The 23,317-nt window shown below is 42.4% G+C and carries 17 protein-coding genes, 1 tRNA gene, 2 rRNA genes and 2 pseudogenes (1 of these 22 only partly in view); 16 read left to right on the top strand and 6 right to left on the bottom strand.

Annotation, left to right across the window (positions count from 1 at the left end; genetic code table 11):
* Window positions 1–194, bottom strand: a 23S ribosomal RNA gene (locus tag PL11201_RS00975); it reaches 2,693 nt to the left of the window's first position.
* A gap of 330 nt (window positions 195–524) precedes the next feature.
* A 16S ribosomal RNA gene (locus PL11201_RS00970) occupies window positions 525–2,015 on the bottom strand.
* Together the 16S and 23S rRNA genes form the textbook arrangement of a ribosomal RNA operon.
* Before the next feature lie 556 nt (window positions 2,016–2,571).
* On the opposite strand from PL11201_RS00970, the gene PL11201_RS00965 reads away from it, so the two are divergent.
* Together PL11201_RS00965 and PL11201_RS00960 are read left to right on the top strand one after the other, a co-directional pair.
* Window positions 2,572–3,165, top strand: a complete 594-nt coding sequence (locus PL11201_RS00965) for a BAR domain-containing protein (RefSeq protein WP_079676788.1) — start codon at window positions 2,572–2,574, stop codon at window positions 3,163–3,165.
* Window positions 3,166–3,262: 97 nt separating this feature from the next.
* Window positions 3,263–3,335: transfer RNA gene (locus PL11201_RS00960), tRNA-His, on the top strand.
* A gap of 458 nt (window positions 3,336–3,793) precedes the next feature.
* Here the strand turns inward: PL11201_RS00960 and PL11201_RS00955 are convergent.
* On the bottom strand, window positions 3,794–4,534 hold the full coding sequence (locus PL11201_RS00955) for a winged helix-turn-helix domain-containing protein (protein ID WP_079676787.1): 741 nt from the start codon (window positions 4,532–4,534) through the stop codon (window positions 3,794–3,796).
* Between the two features lie 519 nt (window positions 4,535–5,053).
* On the opposite strand from PL11201_RS00955, the gene PL11201_RS00950 reads away from it, so the two are divergent.
* Window positions 5,054–5,797 carry a creatininase family protein gene (locus PL11201_RS00950; RefSeq protein ID WP_079676785.1) on the top strand — a complete coding sequence of 248 codons (744 nt, stop codon included), beginning with the start codon at window positions 5,054–5,056 and terminating at the stop codon, window positions 5,795–5,797.
* Between the two features lie 112 nt (window positions 5,798–5,909).
* On the opposite strand, the gene PL11201_RS00945 is transcribed toward PL11201_RS00950, so the two are convergent.
* Window positions 5,910–6,581: a retropepsin-like aspartic protease family protein gene (locus PL11201_RS00945; protein ID WP_234996586.1), complete on the bottom strand. Its 672-nt coding sequence runs from the start codon at window positions 6,579–6,581 to the stop codon at window positions 5,910–5,912.
* 239 nt (window positions 6,582–6,820) lie between these two features.
* Here PL11201_RS00945 and PL11201_RS00940 point away from each other — a divergent pair, with 239 nt between their 5' ends.
* The 11 genes from PL11201_RS00940 to PL11201_RS00890 all read left to right on the top strand — a co-directional run bounded on the left by PL11201_RS00940 (window position 6,821) and on the right by PL11201_RS00890 (window position 19,830).
* Entirely contained in the window at window positions 6,821–7,147 is a 327-nt protein-coding gene (locus PL11201_RS00940; protein WP_079676784.1) for a hypothetical protein, read from the top strand.
* Between the two features lie 643 nt (window positions 7,148–7,790).
* A complete protein-coding gene (psbB, locus tag PL11201_RS00935; RefSeq protein WP_079676782.1) occupies window positions 7,791–9,320 on the top strand; it encodes a photosystem II chlorophyll-binding protein CP47 in 1,530 nt (509 codons plus the stop codon).
* 228 nt (window positions 9,321–9,548) lie between these two features.
* Window positions 9,549–9,644, top strand: coding sequence for a photosystem II reaction center protein T (locus PL11201_RS00930; RefSeq protein WP_006619121.1), 96 nt, complete (start codon window positions 9,549–9,551; stop codon window positions 9,642–9,644).
* Window positions 9,645–9,894: 250 nt separating this feature from the next.
* A complete protein-coding gene (gene nrdR / locus PL11201_RS00925) occupies window positions 9,895–10,467 on the top strand; it encodes a transcriptional regulator NrdR (protein ID WP_079676781.1) in 573 nt (190 codons plus the stop codon).
* 758 nt (window positions 10,468–11,225) lie between these two features.
* Window positions 11,226–12,272, top strand: coding sequence for a 30S ribosomal protein S1 (locus PL11201_RS00920; protein WP_079676780.1), 1,047 nt, complete (start codon window positions 11,226–11,228; stop codon window positions 12,270–12,272).
* 99 nt (window positions 12,273–12,371) lie between these two features.
* Window positions 12,372–13,139: an HAD family hydrolase gene (locus PL11201_RS00915; protein ID WP_079676779.1), complete on the top strand. Its 768-nt coding sequence runs from the start codon at window positions 12,372–12,374 to the stop codon at window positions 13,137–13,139.
* Window positions 13,140–13,395: 256 nt separating this feature from the next.
* On the top strand, window positions 13,396–14,355 hold the full coding sequence (locus PL11201_RS00910) for an orange carotenoid-binding protein (protein ID WP_079676778.1): 960 nt from the start codon (window positions 13,396–13,398) through the stop codon (window positions 14,353–14,355).
* 235 nt (window positions 14,356–14,590) lie between these two features.
* On the top strand, window positions 14,591–14,920 hold the full coding sequence (locus tag PL11201_RS00905; RefSeq protein ID WP_079676776.1) for a hypothetical protein: 330 nt from the start codon (window positions 14,591–14,593) through the stop codon (window positions 14,918–14,920).
* A 302-nt stretch (window positions 14,921–15,222) separates the two neighbouring features.
* Window positions 15,223–16,482, top strand: a complete 1,260-nt coding sequence (metK, locus tag PL11201_RS00900; RefSeq protein ID WP_079676775.1) for a methionine adenosyltransferase — start codon at window positions 15,223–15,225, stop codon at window positions 16,480–16,482.
* A gap of 482 nt (window positions 16,483–16,964) precedes the next feature.
* On the top strand, window positions 16,965–18,758 hold the full coding sequence (locus tag PL11201_RS00895) for a sensor histidine kinase (protein WP_079676774.1): 1,794 nt from the start codon (window positions 16,965–16,967) through the stop codon (window positions 18,756–18,758).
* Window positions 18,759–18,897: 139 nt separating this feature from the next.
* Window positions 18,898–19,830 carry a phosphoribulokinase gene (locus PL11201_RS00890; RefSeq protein WP_079676772.1) on the top strand — a complete coding sequence of 311 codons (933 nt, stop codon included), beginning with the start codon at window positions 18,898–18,900 and terminating at the stop codon, window positions 19,828–19,830.
* Between the two features lie 157 nt (window positions 19,831–19,987).
* Here PL11201_RS00890 and PL11201_RS00885 read toward each other — a convergent pair whose 3' ends face one another.
* Window positions 19,988–20,461 (bottom strand): pentapeptide repeat-containing protein, encoded by a 474-nt coding sequence (locus PL11201_RS00885; protein WP_234996585.1) that lies wholly within the window; start codon window positions 20,459–20,461, stop codon window positions 19,988–19,990.
* 158 nt (window positions 20,462–20,619) lie between these two features.
* A pseudogene (locus PL11201_RS26985) lies at window positions 20,620–20,757 on the bottom strand (IS701 family transposase); the annotation flags it as partial.
* On the opposite strand from PL11201_RS26985, the pseudogene PL11201_RS27440 reads away from it, so the two are divergent.
* Together PL11201_RS27440 and PL11201_RS00875 are read left to right on the top strand one after the other, a co-directional pair.
* Window positions 20,757–21,155 (top strand): annotated as a pseudogene (locus PL11201_RS27440) (phosphatase); the annotation flags it as partial. The pseudogenes PL11201_RS26985 and PL11201_RS27440 sit on opposite strands and share 1 nt — an antisense overlap.
* A gap of 163 nt (window positions 21,156–21,318) precedes the next feature.
* Window positions 21,319–23,265, top strand: a complete 1,947-nt coding sequence (locus PL11201_RS00875) for an iron uptake porin (protein ID WP_079676769.1) — start codon at window positions 21,319–21,321, stop codon at window positions 23,263–23,265.
* The last annotated feature ends 52 nt before the right edge of the window (window positions 23,266–23,317 follow it).

Raw genomic sequence — 23,317 nt, 5'->3', positions numbered from 1 at the left:
TACTAAGATGTTTCAGTTCGCCCGGTTCGCTCATGCCCACTTATTTGATTCGGTGGGCTGTTTTTGGGTTGCCCCATTCGGACACCTCCGGCTCATTGCTCGCTTCCAGCTCCCCGGAGTTTATCGTCGGTCGCCACGTCCTTCTTCGCCTCTGTGTGCCAAGGTTTCCACCGTCAGCCCTTTCTATCTTGACCACTTTCTCTTTTTTCGAGATTTTCTGTTCTTTTGTGATTAGTTCTCTCAACCTGGGGTTAGTTTCCTTTCCCTCGGCTGGAAGTTCCAACTACGAACTACTGCCAGTTTTTGTTTCTCTGCAATTTTCAAGGTTCTGTCTGGACTTGGTAGTCCAGCATTCTGGCTTCTTTTCAGAGAAGCTAGGTGCTGAATTGTCCTAGGTTTGGAACCGGACTTCGGAGTTTGAAAGCGTCTGTTTGTTTTTCATTCTTCTCGTAACGACCTGGGATGACTTTTGAGGGTGCTATATTTGTTGGATTCAACACTCAACTCAAAAGTAGGTCTCCCTAAAAGGAGGTGATCCAGCCACACCTTCCGGTACGGCTACCTTGTTACGACTTCACCCCAGTCATCAACCCCGCCTTCGGCACCCTCCCCCCTTACGGGTTAGAGTAATGACTTCGGGCGTGGCTCACTTCCATGGTGTGACGGGCGGTGTGTACAAGGCCCGGGAACGGATTCACCGCAGTATGCTGACCTGCGATTACTAGCGATTCCTCCTTCATGCAGGCGAGTTGCAGCCTGCAATCTGAACTGTGCCAGGGTTTAAGAGGTTCGCTCTCCCTCGCGGGTTGGCTGCTCTCTGTCCCTCGCATTGTAGTACGTGTGTCGCCCAGGACGTAAGGGCCATGCTGACTTGACGTCATCCTCACCTTCCTCCGGTTTGTCACCGGCAGTCTCGCTAGAGTTCCCAACTTAATGATGGCAACTAACGACGAGGGTTGCGCTCGTTGCGGGACTTAACCCAACATCTCACGACACGAGCTGACGACAGCCATGCAGCACCTGTCTTCTGGTTCCTTTCGGCACTCCCACCTTTCAGCAGGATTCCAGAGATGTCAAGTCCTGGTAAGGTTCTTCGCGTTGCATCGAATTAAACCACATACTCCACCGCTTGTGCGGGCCCCCGTCAATTCCTTTGAGTTTCACACTTGCGTGCGTACTCCCCAGGCGGGAAACTTAACGCGTTAGCTTCGGCACGGCCCGGGTCGATACAGGCCACACCTAGTTTCCATCGTTTACCGCTAGGACTACTGGGGTATCTAATCCCATTCGCTCCCCTAGCTTTCGTCCCTCAGTGTCAGTTATAGCCCAGCAGAGCGCCTTCGCCACCGGTGTTCTTCCTGATCTCTACGCATTTCACCGCTACACCAGGAATTCCCTCTGCCCCTACTACACTCTAGTCTTACAGTTTCCACTGCCTTTACGAAGTTAAGCCTCGCTCTTTAACAGCAGACTTGATTGACTACCTACGGACTCTTTACGCCCAATCATTCCGGATAACGCTTGCATCCCCCGTATTACCGCGGCTGCTGGCACGGAGTTAGCCGATGCTTTTTCCTCAGGTACCGTCATTGAGTTCTTCCCTGAGAAAAGGGGTTGACAATCCAAGAACCTTCCTCCCCCACGCGGTCTTGCTCCGTCAGGCTTTCGCCCATTGCGGAAAATTCCCCACTGCTGCCTCCCGTAGGAGTCTGGGCCGTGTCTCAGTCCCAGTGTGGCTGATCATCCTCTCAGACCAGCTACTGATCGTCGCCTTGGTAAGCCTTTACCTTACCAACTAGCTAATCAGACGCAAGCCCCTCTCTAGGCGATAAATCTTTTACCTTTCGGCTCATCCGGGTTTAGCAGTCGTTTCCAACTGTTGTCCCCGTCCTAGAGGCAGGTTCTTACGTGTTACTCACCCGTCCGCCACTAAATCCCGAGGGATTCCGTTCGACTTGCATGTGTTAAGCAGACCGCCAGCGTTCATCCTGAGCCAGGATCAAACTCTCCATTTTGAAGAATCTGTTGTTTTGGCTCTAAAACTTGTTTCTCAAAGTTTTAGAATTTTTTGCTTTTTCAGAAAGTTTGTGTTAAACTCCCTGATTAAGAATCAATTCTTTAATAACGAGATTAAGAATGTTTTAACTTGGCTTTCAAACTCTTTAGTTGTCCAGGTTCGGTGTGTCTTTGTTTTTCGACACTTTTATAAATCTATCAGTCTTTTCTCAAGATGTCAACCCTTTTTGGGAATTTTTTTTTCGACTTTGCATACCCTTGCTATTTAGGCGTTTGAGCCTCTTTTCCCTGGAGATTAGTCAAAGATAAATCCCTAATTGGGTTTTTTACGGGTTTTTGGTGGCTTACGGAATTTTTATAGGTGTTACTGTAGCTGGGGGAAGCAGATATCAATTTTGCGTTGATTGCTGAGGGAGAAGCCGTTTGAGACAAAGGCTTCGATGAATAGGTGATCGGTGTTGGACTTATATATAGGTTTAGCAGATGATGCTCTATTTCTCGGGGGCAAAATTGAAGCTAAACTAACGGATATTTTGATCAATCAAGGCCACGGTTATGATTAACGATGCTAACAATCCAGAAATTCAAGCGGAATGGGATTTACTCAATGATCTATTTCCCCATGATCTACTATATCCCTGGAATCCTTATACAATAGAGGCTGAAGCCTATTTTGTAGAGCAGGAGGCGGGGAATTCTATTGTGGCGGTGTTTACTGAAGCGGAACTGGCGCAAAGCTCTCAACGGTTAATGAGCCAAATTAATCAATTGTGGTCAGCGACCCATTTACAAACATCTTTATTAAAACGCTTTGCAGAAAAAATACCTGATGAGTTGTTAAATCGTTTGGTACAAGTGGTCACCCGTATTACTGAACAGGTTTCTTCCCAAAGTTTGTCCCTAGCTGATCAATTAGTTGAGTGTGTTCAGGAACTATTACCCGAATGGCCAGAAGATGATTTGCAGGTTTTAGCCCGTCCTTTTGCTTATGCGATGCGAGGAGCAGAACCGGATGGAGCAGGATCGAATTCGACTATCCTGGAAGGAGCGAGTTGGTCTGAGTTATCCGAGATTGAACAAGCCAGAACTTGTTTGGTGATCGCTCGGTATGCTTTATTGGGGGTTTTTTCTGATCAGGAAGCCTCTTGATGTGGCTCTTGGTCAGCTTAGGATCAGCAAATTTTATTTTTTTTGCTCAACCCCCTAGCCATTTTTCTGATCCTGTGCTAAATTTAAAAATTGTACGGCGAGCGTAGCCAAGTGGTTAAGGCAGAGGATTGTGGTTCCTCCACTCGTGGGTTCGAGTCCCATCGTTCGCCCTTAAAGTAATATGATCTGTTAAAACTGGGGGTCAGGACAGGTTTTTTCCCGATTTAACTCAATCGCAGTGGGAAGTACGACATCCTGCCTGATAGGGGCGCTGGGTGGATAGCGACAAAAAACAAACTACAAAAGTGTTATATCTAGCTTAATCTAATAATTTGAGAAACTTTCCTCGCCACCATTGAGAGATCTGGATCATAAATTCGATTTTTATTATAAATTATTATTTTATAGTTATGTAATTAATTTTGTTTACTGACTTATTGAGATTAGGGCTATTTAATTTTGATCAATACCCCTGCTTTTAAACCCTATAGCGATTTTTGCCTTTGTTTAAAGAGTATATATTTAACATCAAAAAACATTCCCTCTATACTCAGAGTATAGAGGGTTAGGGGATATATTCAAAATATATTGATCAGGAAAATTAAACGGTCTAAAAATTCATCCAACTTTATCCAAATCGATAGCCAAACCCCCGAACAGTAATCACATATTCGGGTTTGCTAGGATCTAATTCTAGGTTTTCGCGTAACCAGCGAATATGAACATCAACAGTTTTGCTATCCCCGATGAAATCTTGTCCCCAAATTATGTCTAATAATTGTTCCCGTGACCAAACTCGCCGCGGATAACTCAGAAATAACTCTAGTAAACGAAACTGTTTAGGAGATAGTTTCACCTCTTGACCACGAACCAGAACCCGACATTCTTCTTGATACAAAATTACTTCTTTATATTGCAGCATGACTGGCTCTGGCAGTTGACAATAGCGTCTTCGTCGCATTAAAGCCCGACAACGCGCCATAAACTCCCGCATTCCAAAGGGTTTAGTTAAATAGTCGTCGGCTCCTGCTTCTAAATAAAAAGCCGAATTATTCGCGCTCTCCCGCAACCCAATAATTAAAATGGCTACGGAATTTCCCTGATGTCGTAACATACGACACAGATCTAAACCGTTGATCGAGTCCATAATTAAAAGGTTAAATGGAAAATCACCGACGGGATAATTATGGTTTTGGATTGAGGGGAGGGCATCCCGCCCATCAGATGTCACCGTAACCCGATAACCCTGTTCTTCCAGAGCTAGGGAAAGCATTTCTCGCCAAGGCTGTTCGTTTTCCAAAAGTAAGATATGGCCATTTTGTCTTACATCAGAACGGTAAGGACTCTTGCTTAATTCAGGAGAAAACATAAAAAATTTTTTGTGGGTTGGATGAGTATAAGTTGTTGAAACTGGCTATTGTCGCCACGAGCAACTCGACATTCTGAGGAGTTAGTCCAGTGTCAACCATCCAACGTAATTATGTTCTCCGTTACGAATCCCTTCACATAGAGACGACCGATATCGGACTGCGAAGGGAAATCCAACCCCCGATTTTGTTGGGGGGTCGCTAGACTCATCCTGATTTAGCCTCGGTTCTAGGTTTTTAAGCATTGTTCACGCTCAATTTGCCTGGTTGTTGGAAATCTGAATATGGTCGACAGCTTCATAGTATTAGGAGAAGGTTAACACAAGGTAAAGCCAGGGTAATCTTATGGTTAAATTATTCTAATCAAATCAAAATTTTGAACGGGTCGTCTTTTGGGTTACCAAGGGGTCAATTTATATAATCGGTTTAACTTTTGTTTTTATTTGGTGAACAGACGACTCAGATACAATAAGAGCAAATCTGAAATTTTAAAGTTGTTTAACTTAACTTAACATAACATAATGTTACTACATCTGAGTACATGGCAAGAAGTAGAAGTTTACCTAACCCACTCCGGCGGTATTATCATTCCTATTGGTTCCACAGAACAACATGGGCCAACCGGATTGATCGGCACTGATGCGATTTGCGCCGAAGCAATCGCCAAGGGAGTAGGAGAAGCAACCAATGCCTTAGTTAGCCCGACTATCAATGTTGGCATGGCATTACACCACACGGCTTTTCCAGGTACTATCAGTCTGCGACCGACAACTTTAATTCAGGTAATCAATGATTATATCACAAGTTTATCTAAAGTTGGGTTCACTCACTACTTTTTTATTAACGGACATGGGGGAAATATTGCTACCCTGAAAGCAGCTTTTTCTGAAACCTATAGCAATTTAGCTGATATTAATATACCCAAAGCCCATCAAGTCAAATGTCAAATCGGCAATTGGTTTATGTGTGGCTCAGTTTATAAATTAGCAAAAGAACTCTATGGCGATCAAGAAGGTTCCCACGCCACGCCCAGCGAAGTAGCTCTGACACAATATGTTTATCCTGATTCGATTAAACAGGGTTTCCTGACACCAGAAGTGGCTTCTGGATATCCTATCTATGGCTCAGAGGATTTTCGCCAACACTATCCCGATGGTCGGATGGGATCTAACCCCGCCTTAGCTACCCCGGAACATGGTCAACAATTTTATGAATTAGCTGTCAAGGAATTAAGTAAAACCTATTTAGATTTCCTGAATAATTAGCAAACAGTTAACAGTCATCAGTTAACTGTTTAGAAGTTGACGGCTATTTCTGCCACTGACAACTATTAATTAATGACTATTAATTAATGACTAATAACTGATGACTAATAGATTAAGTTCTGGATCGAAATTCAACAACGTCTTCCTTAATAGTCACATCATATCCACTCAAGAAATTTTGACCCAGTAAACCCACATCCAAAGCTGGAGCGATCGCAACGGTCAGATTATTTTTGATAGCTCCAGCAACATTAAGAGTCTGAATTGAACCTATTTCAAATTCAACTCCCTTTTGACTAGGTGTATCCGCTTTACCTCGCCCGATGGGAATCACCCCTAGGAGTTCCGCCATCGCAGAAGTAATAACCGTGCCACTTGCTCCAGTATCTACCAACATTTCAAAAGGAATTTGATCATTAAAAATTACTTGTATGACAGGAATTCCACCTTGTCTTCTAATAATTTTGGCCTGATGAACCCCCGGTGTTGACAGGGGAGAGACCGCAGTTTTTGGATCGATTTGCGGAAAAACACAAACTTCATTTAAAGATATAACCTGTCCAGCTTTTGTTTTTAGAAAACAACCCGGATGTTCTTGAGATAAAGCTCCGATACTATCAATTAATATTAATCCTGTGGTTGATAATAAAATCGAAACCAGGAAGATTAACCGAGATAAACTTTGATTTGGAACTTGATGATTAACAAACTTCAAAAAATAGGACATCATAGTTGCAGAACCCGACAATTGGTATAACCGAACTAAATAATAGGAATTTTTCATGATTAAAATAAGTAAATAGTTAATTAAATTCTTACAGAGATATTTGAAGCTGTCAATTTAGTAGAAAAAATATCAGCCTCAAACTAAAAACGTCAAAACAGAAAAACTGTTTGATTGATTCGGCATCTACCGATCTAAGATCTTGACCTAGGAAAATTTTACCCCTGAATTGAGAACGATATATCTTTTCGCGGTATTCTAAAAAATCGGAACCAAAGTCAGTTCGTTTAAGGAAGTCTGTGAAATACTTTTTTTTAACCGATGGATGGACAATTGGACGAGTCTGGGGAGTAGGGGGTCTGTGGGATCAAGCTCTGCGTCGCCGTCCACCAGAAATTCAAAGAATGGATCTGTGTCTTTGGGATCAGAATCAACAAGAAAAGATGTGGCTGTATCGGGTGGAAGATTCTGTCTTGATGTTAGAAGTTAGGCCAGACATCGCCACAATTACCGACTCCTCCAACACCATTGGTCAAGTGGTTCTCACCCGCTTAATTACGGCGGAACAAGTCCTAGAACGTTTAGCCAGTGCTACAACTGAATGTCAAACCAACCAAAGCCTATAGTCTATAGTCCGTGTGGGATTAATTGTAGTCAGCGTTCGTGATATTATCGAAAAATTGGGTCTAAAACCCCTAACTTCCTGGACATCTTTCATATTAGAATATAGATGGTCACTAAGAACCGCAGGACTTGCGGGGATAGTCTGTGGAGCGAACGTAAGACCAAGACTTTTTGAGGGTGGAGGCAGTTGCAAAGAAGCAGAAACCTAAATCGTGAGGTTTAGGAATCGCCGCACTTTTAGGACGGTGAGGATGTCAAAATTACTGCTCTCTTGAAAATCTCAGTCCCTTTAGACATGAAAATGTCAAAAAGCACTGGACAAAGAGGAGCAAAAACTCTTAAAACAACTAGAGAATCAACTTAATTCTCTATACCAGAAAATAAATAATTTGGTTCAATTAATTTAGTAGGGCGACACAGGCCCGAACTCTAGGCTTGTATCGTAGTAAGATGAGTAGAGATAGACCCTCTGGGGTAGCTGTGACTTAGACTTTGTAATTAGTACAGTAGTACGGTTAGGAGGTTTAAGAACTGCCACAAGGACATAGTGCTTAAAGGTCAGTCGCTCAATTAAGAATCCTCGTCTCTTTAGAGCGGGGATTGTCAAAAAAAAGTAACCATTATCAACTAGAAGGAGCGTAGTCAATGGGACTACCCTGGTATCGTGTACACACAGTCGTTCTCAATGATCCGGGACGGTTGATTTCTGTACACCTGATGCACACCGCTTTGGTGGCAGGTTGGGCTGGATCTATGGCCCTTTATGAACTCGCAATTTATGATCCTTCTGATCCCGTCCTCAACCCGATGTGGCGTCAAGGGATGTTCGTCATGCCCTTCATGGCCCGCTTAGGAGTCACTCAATCTTGGGGAGGCTGGAGCCTCACCGGAGAAGCAGTAACTAACCCGGGGATTTGGTCTTTTGAAGGAGTAGCAGCTACTCATATCATTCTGTCTGGTTTACTGTTCCTCGCTGCCGTGTGGCATTGGGTCTTTTGGGATTTGGAACTGTTTACCGACCCCCGAACAGGCGAACCCGCTTTGGATTTGCCCAAAATGTTTGGGATTCACCTGTTTTTATCTGGTCTGCTTTGCTTTGGTTTCGGAGCATTCCACTTAACGGGTTTATTTGGCCCGGGAATGTGGGTATCCGATCCCTACGGCATTACAGGCAGTATTCAACCCGTTGCACCCGCTTGGGGGCCAGAAGGATTTAACCCGTTCAATGCGGGGGGAATTGTGGCTCACCATATTGCAGCTGGAGTTGTGGGGATTATTGCGGGTCTGTTCCATCTGTCTGTTCGTCCGCCCCAAAGGTTATACAAAGCCCTGCGGATGGGGAACATTGAAACCGTCTTATCCAGTAGTATTGCCGCCGTGTTCTTCTCGGCTTTTGTCGTGGCGGGAACCATGTGGTACGGTTCTGCTGCTACCCCCATTGAACTGTTTGGCCCTACCCGATATCAATGGGATAGTGGTTATTTCCAACAGGAAATTCAACGCCGGGTACAGTCTAGTGTTGCCCGTGGGGATAGCTACGCTCAAGCTTGGGAAAAAATTCCTGAAAAACTTGCCTTCTATGACTATGTGGGCAATAGCCCCGCTAAAGGCGGTTTATTCCGGGTCGGCCCGATGAATAACGGCGATGGTATTGCGAAAGCTTGGTTGGGTCATCCCGTATTCAAAGATTCTGAAGGACGGGAATTATCCGTTCGTCGTCTTCCTAACTTCTTTGAAACCTTCCCCGTGGTTCTCACGGATAAAGACGGTGTGATTCGGGCTGATATTCCCTTCCGTCGGGCTGAATCTCGCTACAGCTTTGAACAAGCTGGGGTAACGGTTAGTTTCTATGGTGGCGACTTAGATGGCAAAACCTTTAAGGATTCGCCTACCGTCAAGAAATACGCTCGTTTAGCCCAACAAGGGGAACCCTTCGAGTTTGATCGGGAAACCTTGGGATCGGACGGTGTGTTTCGGACGAGTACCCGGGGCTGGTTCACCTACGCTCACGCTTGCTTTGCATTATTGTTCTTCTTTGGTCATATTTGGCACGGTTCTCGGACGATCTTCCGGGATGTGTTTGCTGGGGTAGAAGCCGATCTCGAAGAACAAGTGGAGTGGGGTCTATTCCAGAAAGTGGGTGACAAAACCACTCGTGTTAAAAAGACCGTCTAGGATATTTCTAGTTCGAGCTTGTGGGGTATTTTTGTAAACCCTAATTTTCAACAGAGTTGGAACTTTAATTCATGAAGTTTCCAACTCTTTCTTTATGTGGAATTGATTGATCGAAGTTGATCATTTTTTTCTAAGTTCTAAAACTGGTAATGTGGGTTTAAATCCAGTGGGTAGTTCACTCTCTCAATGGTAGACTGTTATAAAACAATAGGTTTAGGGAAAATTGACATGGAAAGTGTTGCTTACATCTTAGTTTTGACATTGGCTTTGGGAGTTCTCTTTTTTGCAATTGCCTTCCGGGAACCGCCTCGGATTGGTAAATAACTAAATTAGAGCATCTTCGTCCACTCCAATACTGAGTTATGGGGTTTAAGGTTGGTTTAATGCTTTTTACACAGGGGGAAACCAGATACCCCTAAATTTTTCCCAGGGATTCGGGTGTTCATCAGTTTAAATAAAAACCCTGAGTACCCATAACTCGGTATTGGAATGTTAAAGAGTTAAAGGCTGTGCTTTGTAATCGCTGATCGGAAAACAACTGTTCAGTGAAACAACCGCTCAAAGGACGTTAATTATGCAGTGTCCAGTTTGCCAATATACGAATAGTCGAGTTCTTGAGTCCCGTGCTGCTGAATCGGGTAAAAGCATTCGGCGACGGCGAGAATGTCTTCAGTGTCAGCATCGCTTCACCACCTATGAACGGATTGAATTTGTTCCGATTACGGTGATGAAGCGGGATGGAAAACGGGAGTCCTTTGACCGTTCCAAGTTATTGCGAGGAATGGTTCGAGCTTGTGAAAAAACAGGACTTTCTGCTACGGATTTAGAATCAATTATTGATGAAATTGAAGCGGAACTGCAACAACGTTCCCAACGAGAAATTCCCACCCAGGAAATTGGAGAATTGGTTTTGCACCGACTTAAATCCTTGAGTGAAGTGGCTTATGTCCGATTTGCTTCGGTTTATCGACAATTTCAAGGGATTCGAGACTTTGCAGAAGCTTTGAATCACTTTGAAACGGGTAATGATCATGCTCAAGAGTTAGAACTCGTTGCAGAAGAAGATTCTGTCTGTGCCTGTGAGAATTCATCAATGGATGCCTCCGCTTCTCTGTGTTCTGCATCCCTACTCGGATCTCAACATTAAGATCAATCACCTGTCGTTAGTTTGCTAACAGTCTCTAGTTTATGCTATAACTCAGGGACGGTATTATATATATTGCCTACATATCAAAACAAAAAAACAAAAGTTAACGAAGAAGTATCGGCATTCGTCTGATATCCAGTTAATGACCTAGAGATCAGCACTAATTTTGTTTCGGTCGGAGCTTTCCTGACTCCCGTTGCAGTTGATCGACTTAACGGCAGGTGCGTTGCGACCTAAAAAATGATCCAAAATCGAAAAAAAATGATAGGATAGGAAAGCTAATCTACCAAACTGTGCCAAGATCGGCAAGATTAGCGATTCTCGGTATTCAAAAAATGTCCAGCCGAAATATAAATACCTGATCACAGGGGCGACACAATTGATAAACGAGAAGTCGGAGTATAGTTAAGGTTTTTGGGTCTGCTGTCGGACAGTCAGTGGGCTTTAGACAAATGCTTGTGTAAAAGAATCTGGATGCGGTTTTTAGGGCAGAGATGATCTAAGACTAGACAGACCCTTTGAAACAAGACTCTCCTTTTGCGTCAATCGCGATGTAAGAGTGGGAGTGTAAAATTGACTGGACGTGGTAATGCTCGTTTTTTCTGTCTTGGACAGGTATTCAGTGGTACTAACGATGTCGAGTCAGCAGTAGTTTTGATCGAAAAAGCGAAATATTGACCCTATCGGTCATGATCAAAAACAAGAGCGCTTACTGCAAAACAACCATTTAATAGGAGCAACTTTAGGATAAAACTCGCATGATCAATCAGAAAACAAAACCAAAAGATGTGGGCTTCACCCACGAAGATTTTGCCGCCTTACTCGATAAATACGACTATCACTTTAGTCCCGGTGACGTAGTGGCGGGGACAGTTTTTAGTCTGGAGCCAAGGGGCGCTCTGATTGACATTGGCGCTAAGACCGCAGCATACATTCCACTACAAGAAATGTCAATTAATCGGGTGGAAAGTCCTGATGAAGTATTACAGTCTAATGAGACCCGTGAGTTTTTCATCCTCACCGATGAAAACGAAGATGGGCAATTAACTCTTTCCATTCGTCGCATTGAGTATATGCGGGCTTGGGAGCGTGTTCGCCAACTGCAAGCCGAAGATGCTACCGTCCGTTCTCAAGTCTTTGCCACAAACCGAGGCGGCGCTTTGGTTCGGATTGAAGGATTGCGGGGCTTTATTCCAGGCTCCCATATTAGTACGCGCAAACCTAAAGAAGAACTCGTTGCTGAAGAATTACCCTTAAAATTCCTAGAGGTTGATGAGGATCGCAATCGTCTTGTCTTAAGCCATCGTCGGGCTTTAGTTGAGCGGAAGATGAACCGCTTAGAAGTGGGTGAAGTGGTAACAGGAACCGTTAGAGGAATTAAACCTTACGGGGCGTTTATTGATATTGGTGGCGTGAGTGGTCTGCTCCACATTTCAGAGATTTCTCACGATCACATTGACACACCCCATAGTGTTTTCAATGTCAATGATGAAGTTAAAGTCATGATTATTGACCTAGATGCAGATCGAGGTCGGATTTCCCTTTCGACAAAACAACTGGAACCCGAACCAGGAGCTATGGTTAAAAACCCTCAGCTTGTTTATGAGAAAGCCGAGGAAATGGCAGCCAAATTCCGTGAAAAACTTTTGGCGGCAGGCCAGGGAGCCACGACGGAAGAAGTTTCAACGGAACTCGATGAAGCTGATATTCCTTCTGCGATTGAGGAAGATATTCCTTCTGCGATTGAAGAAGATATTCCTTCTGCGATTGAAGAAGATGTTGAACCTGTGGCTGACGGAGTATAGGTTTCAACCCATCAAGACAAAAAGGGGGATTATCCCTCTTTTTTTTTATCATAAACAAATTAGAAATCCTATTAAAAATTGAATCAGGAGTTTTTGAGGTTGGTTACCCTAGAAGTTCAGAATATTACCTTTAAGAATATTGAAGCGGTTATTTTCGATAAGGATGGAACCTTAGAGGATTCTGCGGATTTCTTGAGAAATTTAGCTCAAAAGCGATCGCGTTTAATTGATGCTCAAATTCCAGGCGTCGGAGAACCTTTATTAATGGCGTTTGGTGTTCAAGGAGATACCCTTGACCCTACAGGATTAATGGCCGTGGGTAGCCGACGGGAAAATGAAATTGCGGCGGCGGCCTATATTGCGGAAACTGGACGAGGATGGTTAGAGTCGGTCAATATTGCCCATCGTGCTTTTGCCGATGCGGATCAATATTTGAAATCTAGCCCCCCTTCGACCTTATTTGTCGGGGGTTTAGAAACCCTCAAATCCCTATCCGATGCAGGGTTAAAGCTAGGCATTGTGTCGGCGGCTCCAACGGCTGAAGTCCAAAAATTTGTCACCCACCATCAGCTAGAACCCTATATTAAATTTCATCAGGGGGTAGATGGCGGCCCGACAAAACCCGATCCGATTTTATTCCTGAATGCTTGTCAAGCCCTTGGGGTTGATCCCGCCCATACTTTAATGGTCGGGGATGCTCAAGGAGATATTGATATGGCGCTCGGGGCTGGGGCTGCGGGTTGTGTCGGGGTTTTTTGGAACCAATCCAACCCTAAACACCTAAATCGGGCGACGGTGGTGATCTCCGATTGGGATCAATTGAAAATTAAGAGCTTGACATTCCCAGGAGTATTCGGGGATTCTTAAAACAATTGGACTTTTAACGGCGATATCAAAACGCCTCTACCCACTCGACTAGGATCTAACCCTAATTTTGCGACTACTTTTCGCAAAGATCGTAATGTTGTCTGAAAATTTATGTAAAGATTTTTGTACTTTCTTTAAGATTTGTGTGCTATAGTCAAAACATGAGCAATTTTAAGATCATGTTCTGTTAAAGTTCATCCCCTGTTTTGAAACTCAGAATTGGTTTTTGTCCAAATTTTAGTCTGGAATTTACTTTATGTCATTTACAGTCGATTCAGCCCGTGGGATTTTTCCAAATACTTTAACTGCTGACGTAGTACCCGCTACCATCGCCCGCTTCAATCAACTTAATGCTGAAGATCAACTGGCATTAATCTGGTTTGCTTACCTGGAAATGGGTAAAACAATTACCGTTGCTGCTTTAGGCGCGGCTAATATGCAGTTTGCTGAAATAACGATGAATCAAATTCGGCAAATGTCTTTCCAAGAACAAACACAGGTCATGTGTGATTTGGCAAACCGAACCGATACACCAATTTCACGGGCTTACGGTAGTTGGACTGCCAACATTAAGCTAGGTTTTTGGTATCAGCTTGGGGAATGGATGGCTCAAGGAATTGTCGCTCCAATTCCATCAGGATATAAGCTATCAGCTAATGCAGCTTCTGTACTGCAAGCAATTCAAGCACTAGAATCAGGTCAACAAATCACTGTTTTACGCAATTGCGTTGTTGACATGGGATTTGATACAAGTAAGTCTGATAGTTTTCAGAGAGTTTCTGAACCTGTGGTTGTTCCTAAAGATATGGCACAACGGACTCAAGTTACTATCGAAGGCGTTGATAATCCCACGGTTCTCAACTACATGAATAACATGAACGCCAATGACTTTGAGGTGCTGATTGAGTTATTCACCCCCGATGGCGCGCTTCAACCTCCTTTTCAGAAACCAATTGTGGGGAAAGATGCTGTTCTTCGATTTTTCCGAGAAGAGTGTCAGAATCTCAAGTTGATTCCAGAGCGAGGCGTAACAGAACCCGCAGATGGTGGTTATACCCAAATCAAAGTAACTGGTAAAGTGCAAACTCCTTGGTTTGGTGCTGGTGTGGGCATGAATATGGCTTGGAGATTTTTGCTAAGTCCTGAAAATAAAATTTTCTTTGTGGCAATTGACTTGTTAGCATCACCTAAAGAGTTGTTAAATTTAGTTCGTTAATTAATAAACGAATCTAATTTAATATAGCAACGGGTTTAAACCCGTTGCCACCCAGACAAAACCCTAATTGTGTGGGTTTTTTAGAGTCTATTTTTTAATAAATAGTGTATTTTAACCTGTGGTTTAAAAGGGAAGATAATCAATAGTTTTTATTTTCCATGTTGGTGCGATTTAATAAACATAAGCCTAATTATGCTTGTGTAAGTTCTGATTAATAAACCTTTTAACTTTAGTAATGATGCAAGTAAATGAGATTGAATGGTCTGAAGCAGAAAAAGAAGTAGCTAAAGCTGCCTTTGATATGGCTTATAAACGAGAAATAAAGGCTTTGATAGACGAAGTTCGTAAACAATCAAGTGCGATTGTAGAAATTGATGATATCTGGCGTTTGCACGACTTTTTAAGTGCTAGAAGACACAATATAGATGGCAAATATGATTATGAATATTCAGGACTAATTTTTATTTTTGCCAGTTTGGTTAAAGAGGGTTGGCTAGATCTTAATGAACTAGATGGACTCAACACAAATAAGCTGACTAAGATAGCCGCTATTGCCCGTATTTGATACTCTGGGCGAATATGGCGACGGGGATTCTTAAAACAATTTGAGTTTTAACATTGACAATCTGGCTACCAAAGCCGCCCTCCACTCGGCTCAAGGGCGGGGCTTTAAACCCATAATTTTCAGTAAATTGGGAATAACCCCTGTATAATTGCTGATCGTCGCAACTTTCTATAATAGAATCCGTCTGATCGGTGAAAGTGAACTTGCGGATTTGATGAGAATTAAGAGATGATGCTGTAGTAGTGTAATTTCAATCCGGTTCTACTGAATCAATCTCACTCGAATACAAGGAGGAATGATTATTGTCTCGCCGTTACCTGTTTACGTCTGAATCCGTGACTGAAGGCCATCCCGATAAAATCTGCGATCAAATTTCCGATACGATTTTAGATGCCTTATTAACTCAAGATCCTAAAAGCCGTGTGGCCGCGGAAGTGGTTGTCAATACGGGTTTAGTATTGATCACGGGTGAAATTACCACCAACGCGCAAATTAACTATATTGATTTAGCTCGGAAAAAAATTGCGGAAATTGGTTATGTTGATGCAGATAACGGCTTTTCTGCAAGTAGCTGCTCCGTTCTAATTGCCCTAGATAAACAGTCTCCCGATATTGCCCAGGGGGTAAACCAAGCCCACGAAGCCAGAGAACTGTTAAGCGACCAAGAACTTGATGCGATTGGTGCCGGGGATCAGGGGATTATGTTCGGTTTTGCCTGCAATGAAACCCCAGAACTGATGCCCATGCCGATCAGTTTAGCCCATCGGATTGCTCGGCAATTGGCAGCGGTACGGAAAAACGGGACACTCCCCTATTTACGTCCTGATGGTAAAACCCAAGTGACCGTGATCTATGAAGATGATCGTCCCGTGGGAATTGATACTATTCTAGTCTCGACTCAACATACCGAGACGATTGGGGATATTACCGATGCAGCGGCAGTACAAGAAAAAATCAAAGCCGATCTCTGGTCTGCTGTTGTTCAACCTGTATTTGAGGATATTGCCGTCAAACCCGATGACCAAACTCGCTTTTTGGTGAACCCAACGGGTAAATTTGTAATTGGTGGCCCTCAAGGGGACTCTGGGTTAACGGGTCGCAAAATTATTGTCGATACCTATGGTGGCTATTCCCGTCATGGTGGTGGGGCGTTTTCAGGGAAAGATCCCACGAAAGTAGACCGCAGCGCGGCTTACGCTTGCCGTTATGTGGCGAAAAATATTGTGGCTGCGGGGTTAGCGGATAAGTGTGAAGTTCAGTTGAGCTATGCAATTGGGGTGGCTCGACCCGTGAGCATTTTGATTGAAACCTTTGGAACATCTAAGGTGGATGAAAACAAATTGCTTGAAGCTGTACAAGCCAACTTTGAATTGCGTCCGGCGGGAATGATTCAAGAGTTTAATTTACAAAAATTACCCGGTCTGCGGAAGGGTCGTTTCTTTCAAGATTTGGCTGCTTATGGTCATTTAGGTCGGATAGACTTAGATTTACCCTGGGAGAAAACCGATAAGGCGGAATTACTCAAAGCAGCCTTACTGCAACCTGTTGCTGCCCTTGGATAGTAGTTACCATTTTTTGTGGCTGAGGTTAATGATGGTGACAGCCAGGGGTCGGTTTGCCAAAAAAATTGCTCCCGTCGGGTTCGGGAAAACCGCTACTGATTTTTAAACCCACTAAAGTATTTAATATTGCTGTCTTATCACCCTTCAGTAAAATCTGGAGGGTTTTTCACATTTTTATTGAATTAAAGCAGTTGCCATCACACTTAGGATATGGATTCGCTGCTTTCTGGCTGGATGACAGCTTCTAAATTGTCCTAACTACCTTGACGGTTGCTATATTTAATGACTGAGAACAGTAGTAACAATAACAAACCCATGTCACAATTGTAGTTAGGGGGTCAAACCCTAAACTCAAAATGGGTTCTGTCAAACCCAGATAAGGTTATATGACTTGAAAATCTAAGGGTTAAGGTTTAACAAGATGAACCAAGAAAATGTTCTTTAGTCAAACGTAACATGGGAGGGAATGGGAGTATAGGCTGATGCCATCTGAAGACTTAAAATCTAACGCAACGAACCAAGATACTAAAATCTTTGTAGCCAATTCTTTCAAGGATTATATCAGACAACATAATCCCTTTCGATGGAATAAGCATTCGGGGTATCGTTGGTTTATTTATCAAAAAATTGGGTATGGCTATTTTTTAGCCATTGCTATTGGTTTTATCGGTTCAATTACGGGATTACTACTGGCGGATATTTACCAAAAACAAGCCTACTACCAATTATCTGATGCTCACCGACAAGCACAACTTTTCAATCACTTTAATACAGCAGTTCTCAATATACAATTGCAAAGTTATCACTTAATATCTTCTGCAGATCAGGCTAAAATTTGGAATCAGGAGCAAAAAAATATCCGCCATAACTTAACTGAAATTGAACAGCTTGTGGTTCAAATTGAAGATTTTATCGATCAAAATCCCAGCTGGTTAGTGGCGAAACCAACGGTTGTAAAATCATTTTTCATAACCTATAAAGATAGTTTAAAAACTTATGTTAAAACCGTTAATACCTTAAAACAAATTTCACCTAATTTATCGGAAAATTCAAAAAATCAAGGAGTTTATGAATCATTAAAATTATTATCTAATCAGCAATCTATTCAAACTTTGGAAAAGCTAAATAATCAGCTAAAAGATTGGTTAAAAGAAGCTCAAAAACAGGAAAAAATGAGTGAAATTTCGATGAAAAATGCTCGAAATTTACAAAATTTAATTATTGTAATTAGTGCATTTTTATCAGTTTTGATTTCTGTACTCACAGCTATAAAAACCACCCATTCAATTACTCAGCCTTTAAGTTTGACACAGCAAGTAGCGGAACAAGTTGCCCAGGAGTCTAACTATAATCTTCGAGTTTCTTCCCAGACTAATATTCATGAAATCTATTCCTTAGCTAACTCAGTTAACTACTTAATTGAACAAGTTGACCAACGCACTCAGCAGTTAGAACAATCAAAGAATTCAGCCGAATCTGCTAACCTGGCAAAAAGCCAATTCTTAGCTAATATGAGTCATGAGTTAAGAACACCTTTAAACGCTATTTTAGGCTATAGTGAAATGCTGGCTGAAGACGCAAAAGATTTAGGTCAGGATGAATTCGTCACGGATTTAGAAATGATCAATACAGCAGGGAAACATTTACTGTCTTTAATTAATGATATTTTGGATTTATCAAAAATTGAAGCCGGACGCATGGAATTGTATTTAGAAACTTTTGATCTAAAAGATTTAATTGAAAGTGTTGTTTCTACGGTTAAACCCTTAGTTAATCAGAATGATAATGTTTTAATTCTCAATTACGATCCTGGTTTAAATCTTATTTATTCTGACTCAACAAAGGTGAGGCAAGTTTTATTTAATTTACTTAGCAATGCGGCAAAATTTACACAGCAAGGTCAAATTACATTAACTATAACCCGTGAAGTAATTGATCCCCCTTTAGATTCTTTAAATCCCGGAAATTTAACTTCTAATTCTTTACAACATTATCAGATTAATTTTTGTATTCAAGATACGGGGATTGGGATTCCTGAAGAGCAACAAAAATATGTTTTTGAGGCTTTTATTCAAGCGGATAATTCAACAGCCCGCAGATACGGAGGGACGGGATTAGGTTTAGCCATTAGTCGTCATTTTTGCAAAATGATGGGAGGGGATTTAAAATTACTGAAAAGTCAGGTTGGATATGGGTCAACTTTTAATGCTTCTTTGCGATCTTCACTGACCGTTGACCTAGGCTCATCACCAGAAATATCCCCTGAGAAAATATAGAGAAATCAAGACACCCGATTTTATCAAGTCGCATCTATCATGTTAGTATGAGTCTAATTTATATTAATTCCCATTTTTTGGGAAGTAGTTTAAAACTTTGAGTCGAGTTTCTGCCGTCAATTTTTGCATGAGGTTTGAGATGACACATCGCCCGATTATTTTAGGTATTGTTGGAGACAGTGCCGCCGGAAAAACAACCTTGACACGAGGAATTGCTCAAGTCTTGGGTGAAGAAAATGTAACGGTAATTTGTACTGACGACTATCATCGTTATGATCGTAAACAACGTGCCGAAATGGATATCACGGCTTTAAATCCAGATTGTAACTATCTGGATATTATGCAGCAACATCTAACTTTATTAAGAACAGGACAACCGATTCTAAAACCGATTTATAATCATCATCATGGAACTTTTGAACCTCCTGAATATATTAAACCCAATCGGTTTGTAATCGTGGAAGGTTTACTGGGTTATTCTACCCGTGGAATTCGGGATAATTATGATGTTAAAGTCTATTTAGCTCCTCCTGAATCCCTACGATCTCAATGGAAAATTAAACGAGATACAATGAAACGGGGTTACAGCGAAGAAGATGTAATTCTTGCCTTAAAACAAAGAGAACCTGACTCAGAAGCATTTATTCGTCCTCAACGAAAATCAGCCGATGTAGTTGTTACCTTTTATCATCCAGATGGTGATGAAAATGGAATTAATTTGAACGTGCGTTTAGTTTTGCGTCCGACCATTCCCCATCCAGATTTTAGTGAAATTTTAGATCAACAAAGTGGTCATCATATTGAAACTGTGCGTCTGGGATTAGATCGAGATATGGGTAAACCAGTAGATGTCCTAGAAATTGATAGTCACGCCACCCTAGAACAAGTCAACGCATTAGAAATGATGCTTTGTAATGAATTACCAAGTTTGAAAAATTTCTGTAGTTCTGGAGGTAATCAAAATTTGGGAATTTTAGCGGGTACAACCGGAGAAATCATACAAAGTTATCCCCTAGCTTTAACCCAATTATTAATTGCCTATCACATGATTAAAGCGACTAAATTAGTTTAGTTAAACTGTAATTTTGAGTTGAGTAAAATTTCTTTAACAGGAGAAATTATTATTGATTATATCAAAATACAGTGAGTTTATATTGAGTTTGAAATTAGGGGAAATAACCCAAAAATTCTTAATCACAATAGGATTATTTCCCTGGGTTTTATCAGGTTTATCGACATCCCAAAGAGGAACGAGTTGCTACCCCAGTAGTTGAGTTTACCCCACTGGCAACTTCACACAATTGTCGAATTTGTTCTCGATCTAGTATGGCATCGCTAAAATCAGCACCCGTAATTTTTGTATGACGAAAGGTTGATCCTAAAAATAATGCTTCAACTAATACCGCATCACTTAAATCAGCTTCGGTAAAATCAGCTTGATCTAACATTGCATAAGTTAAATTTGCTTGTTTTAAGCTGGCTTTCGTTAGAATCCCTTTACTAAAAATAGCACCTTCTAAATCTGAATGATCAAATTTAGCTAACTCCATATTGGAATTAGCGAATTCAGCCGCAGGTAAAGACTGATTAGAAAAATCTCGTCCCTGTAGCAAACTATGACTAAAAAACAGATGGGCTGGATTGTTTGTCGCCCAGGAGGGAACAGGAAAAGCCAATAGCACTGTAGCCACTATTAAAACCATGAATTTCCCAAGTCTGATCATCTGTTTACCGCTCCACTTTACAATCAAATCCTTTATCAGAAAAATGGGTTTAAAACCCCGTCGTTGAGCGACGGCTTTTTATTCTAATTTTCAGTGTATATCAAAGAAGTAATCAAGTGAAAGATGACTTCATCTATTGAAGACTGATTTAAAGCATTTGTGGCTACATATTCCGTTCTGTTGGCAGAAACAGTAACCCGAAATAGTTTGACCTTTTTATAGGAGGGAAATTTATTTATTTTGATTAGCTTTCCCGGTTTTTGTTCGATTGATGACCTTTCGATGGGAAATGGTCGCCACCGGAGGAGAAGTCACCCAAGGGGGTTTAGGATTTTCCAACCCCGATAATTTAGCCCTTGATGCGCTCGGGAATTTATGGATGGTTCGGATATTGCCACCAGCCAACAGCATCAGCCCGTTGCCCCAGGCCGTCTAAGCGACAACCAACAACCCTTAGATGGCACAGATTTATTGGGTCTGTATGGCAATAATTCCCTTTGGTTTCTCCTTTGCTGTACAAACCACCCAAAGGGAAGAATTTATCCAAACTCGTCAAGTTCCTTTGGGTTCAAACTGGCCCGGTAAGCAACCCAACGATCCCCCTAAACCCTCATTAGTCGCAATTCGACGGATAAATTATCAACCTATTTTGGAAAAGCCAAACCCTCTCTAAGTCTGGGTTATACCGATTGAATCCGGTAAAAAACCAGTCTTAACTTTTGTTCCCCCACTTGACTCTGGAAAAACTCTAGTTAAGATATGATACTATTGGTTCAGTCGAGCTGGGGACTCCCTTGCTTTGTGGTATTTTAAGTGTCGGTGTGAGAATTGAGATGATGAACAAAGTTTTATTGAACACTCTAAAGCATAGTCCAGGCATTCTGGGAGCGGCTATTCTCTTAACTAATGCAGCCTTAGCAACTGAGGCTCCATCGGAGAAATTGGCAAATGCTACAGATATGGCAACCGTCACCGTCGAAGCTGCCCGTGCAGTTCCGACCTCTGGACATGATACTCAGTTGCAAGATCAAGCCAATTCCGAGTCAAAGACAGAGCAACTCGCCCTGTCTTTGACCCCTGATGTTCCGGTTGAAGCCACCAATTTAGTCAATGGTGAGGCTACAAACGAAAACAAACCGCAGACTGTTGCCACGGCTCAACAGTTAAACAGCTCAACTTCAGAGGCTTCGGCCCCACTACAAACTGCTCAAGCTTCTGAGTTCCAAGTGGCTCAGATGTCATCGACCGAGCCGAGCGAAACCAGCGTCTCAGGCTTAGAAAAAATTAACGAATATTCTGAAGCTGCCGATGCCCTAGAGCAAGTCACTTCAGTTTCTCAATTATCGGACGTTCAACCCACAGACTGGGCATTCCAGGCTTTGCAATCCTTGGTTGAACGCTATGGTTGTATCGCGGGTTATCCCGATGGAACCTTCAAAGGCAACCGGGCCATGACTCGTTTTGAGTTTGCGGCGGGTTTAAATGCCTGTTTAGAACGGGTTAACGAACTAATTGCGGCGTCTGTAGCCAATTTAGTCACCCGGGAAGATTTAGCCGTTCTGCAACGGTTACAAGAAGAATTTGCGGCGGAATTAGCCACTCTGCGCGGTCGTGTTTATGCCTTAGAAGCTAGAACCGCCGAATTAGAAGCTAATCAATTCTCTACCACTACTAAACTGCGTGGAGAAGTCATCTTCTGGGGTGGAGACGCCGCCGGAGATCGGGCTACTTATAACGTAGTGGGTCAGTTCGCTCACCAGGATAGTGATCCCACGGAAGCCTATTTTGGCTACCGCGCCCGTTTAAACTTTGATACCAGCTTCACAGGTCAGGATTTGTTGAGAACTCGTTTACAGGCTCAATCTATTCCTAACCTGTCTGCCTTCAATATCACCAATACCTTGATGAGTCGTACCGCCATCGATGGTGTCGACAATGGTGTCGTATTGGATGAATTGTACTACCGCTACCCTATCAGTAATGGTAAAGGCAATGTCTTTATTGGAGCTAAGGGTCTTAACGGTGATGATATCTATGACTCCATAACACCTTTTGGTGGTTCTGGGGATGGGGCGCTTTCCCGCTTTGGTCGGTATAACCCGACAACCTTCCGTGGCCCAGATGGAACTGGGGTTGGTCTGAAATATGCCTTCAGTGATCAGTTTAAAGTCAATTTAGGCTACCTCACGGATCGAGCCGAGTTTGCCAGCCAAGGAAATGGTGTTTTCAATGGTGGCTATACCACAGGTCTGCAATTGGTGTTTAAACCCAATCCTAATATTGGTATCGGTTTAGAGTATAACCACCGCTACTTCACCAATGGTAGTGTGTTTGTCTCTGGAGGCACAGGAAGTTGGATTGCCAATAAACCTTTTGGTGAGAATGCTACAACCAGCGAAAACGTAGGGTTACAAGGCAACTGGCGGATTTCCAAAAACTTTGAGTTGGGTGGCTGGTTTGGTTCCACCTGGGCCAACCAAAAGAATGGTGGTAATGACAGTGCGACCATTATTAACTGGGCTGTTTCTTTGGCATTCCCTGATATCCTGAAAGAAGGTGGCTTGGGTGGCTTAATTGTCGGTATGCCTCCTCAAGTAACCAGCCATGATATCAGTGCTTTGGAAGATAAAGATACCTCCATTCACATTGAAGGTTTCTACCGCTATCCCATCAACGACTACATCGCCATTACTCCTGGTTTTTATGTCGTAACCAACCCCGATCACAATAGCAACAACAATACAATCGTGGTCGGAACTTTGCGGACTCAATTCCGTTTCTAAAAGGTTATAACTTAATCGATTCATCAACCAAAAATAGGGAGAAACTCTGGTT

Origin of the sequence: Planktothrix sp. PCC 11201, assembly GCF_900009135.1 — a bacterium.
Classification (GTDB): Bacteria; Cyanobacteriota; Cyanobacteriia; order Cyanobacteriales; family Microcoleaceae; genus Planktothrix.
Note: the sequence above shows the minus strand (reverse complement) of the source record. Positions and strands in the feature narration are given on the sequence as shown.

Coding starts and splice junctions, on each gene's coding strand:
- PL11201_RS00930 (WP_006619121.1), top strand. CDS start 9,549: ATGGAAAGTGTTGCTTACATCTTAGTTTTGACATTGGCTTTGGGAGTT.
- PL11201_RS00885 (WP_234996585.1), bottom strand. CDS start 20,461: ATGGTTTTAATAGTGGCTACAGTGCTATTGGCTTTTCCTGTTCCCTCC.
- PL11201_RS00945 (WP_234996586.1), bottom strand. CDS start 6,581: ATGAAAAATTCCTATTATTTAGTTCGGTTATACCAATTGTCGGGTTCT.
- PL11201_RS00890 (WP_079676772.1), top strand. CDS start 18,898: ATGACACATCGCCCGATTATTTTAGGTATTGTTGGAGACAGTGCCGCC.
- PL11201_RS00910 (WP_079676778.1), top strand. CDS start 13,396: ATGTCATTTACAGTCGATTCAGCCCGTGGGATTTTTCCAAATACTTTA.
- PL11201_RS00920 (WP_079676780.1), top strand. CDS start 11,226: ATGATCAATCAGAAAACAAAACCAAAAGATGTGGGCTTCACCCACGAA.
- PL11201_RS00875 (WP_079676769.1), top strand. CDS start 21,319: ATGAACAAAGTTTTATTGAACACTCTAAAGCATAGTCCAGGCATTCTG.
- PL11201_RS00895 (WP_079676774.1), top strand. CDS start 16,965: ATGCCATCTGAAGACTTAAAATCTAACGCAACGAACCAAGATACTAAA.
- PL11201_RS00950 (WP_079676785.1), top strand. CDS start 5,054: ATGTTACTACATCTGAGTACATGGCAAGAAGTAGAAGTTTACCTAACC.
- PL11201_RS00965 (WP_079676788.1), top strand. CDS start 2,572: ATGATTAACGATGCTAACAATCCAGAAATTCAAGCGGAATGGGATTTA.
- PL11201_RS00955 (WP_079676787.1), bottom strand. CDS start 4,534: ATGTTTTCTCCTGAATTAAGCAAGAGTCCTTACCGTTCTGATGTAAGA.
- PL11201_RS00905 (WP_079676776.1), top strand. CDS start 14,591: ATGATGCAAGTAAATGAGATTGAATGGTCTGAAGCAGAAAAAGAAGTA.
- nrdR (WP_079676781.1), top strand. CDS start 9,895: ATGCAGTGTCCAGTTTGCCAATATACGAATAGTCGAGTTCTTGAGTCC.
- psbB (WP_079676782.1), top strand. CDS start 7,791: ATGGGACTACCCTGGTATCGTGTACACACAGTCGTTCTCAATGATCCG.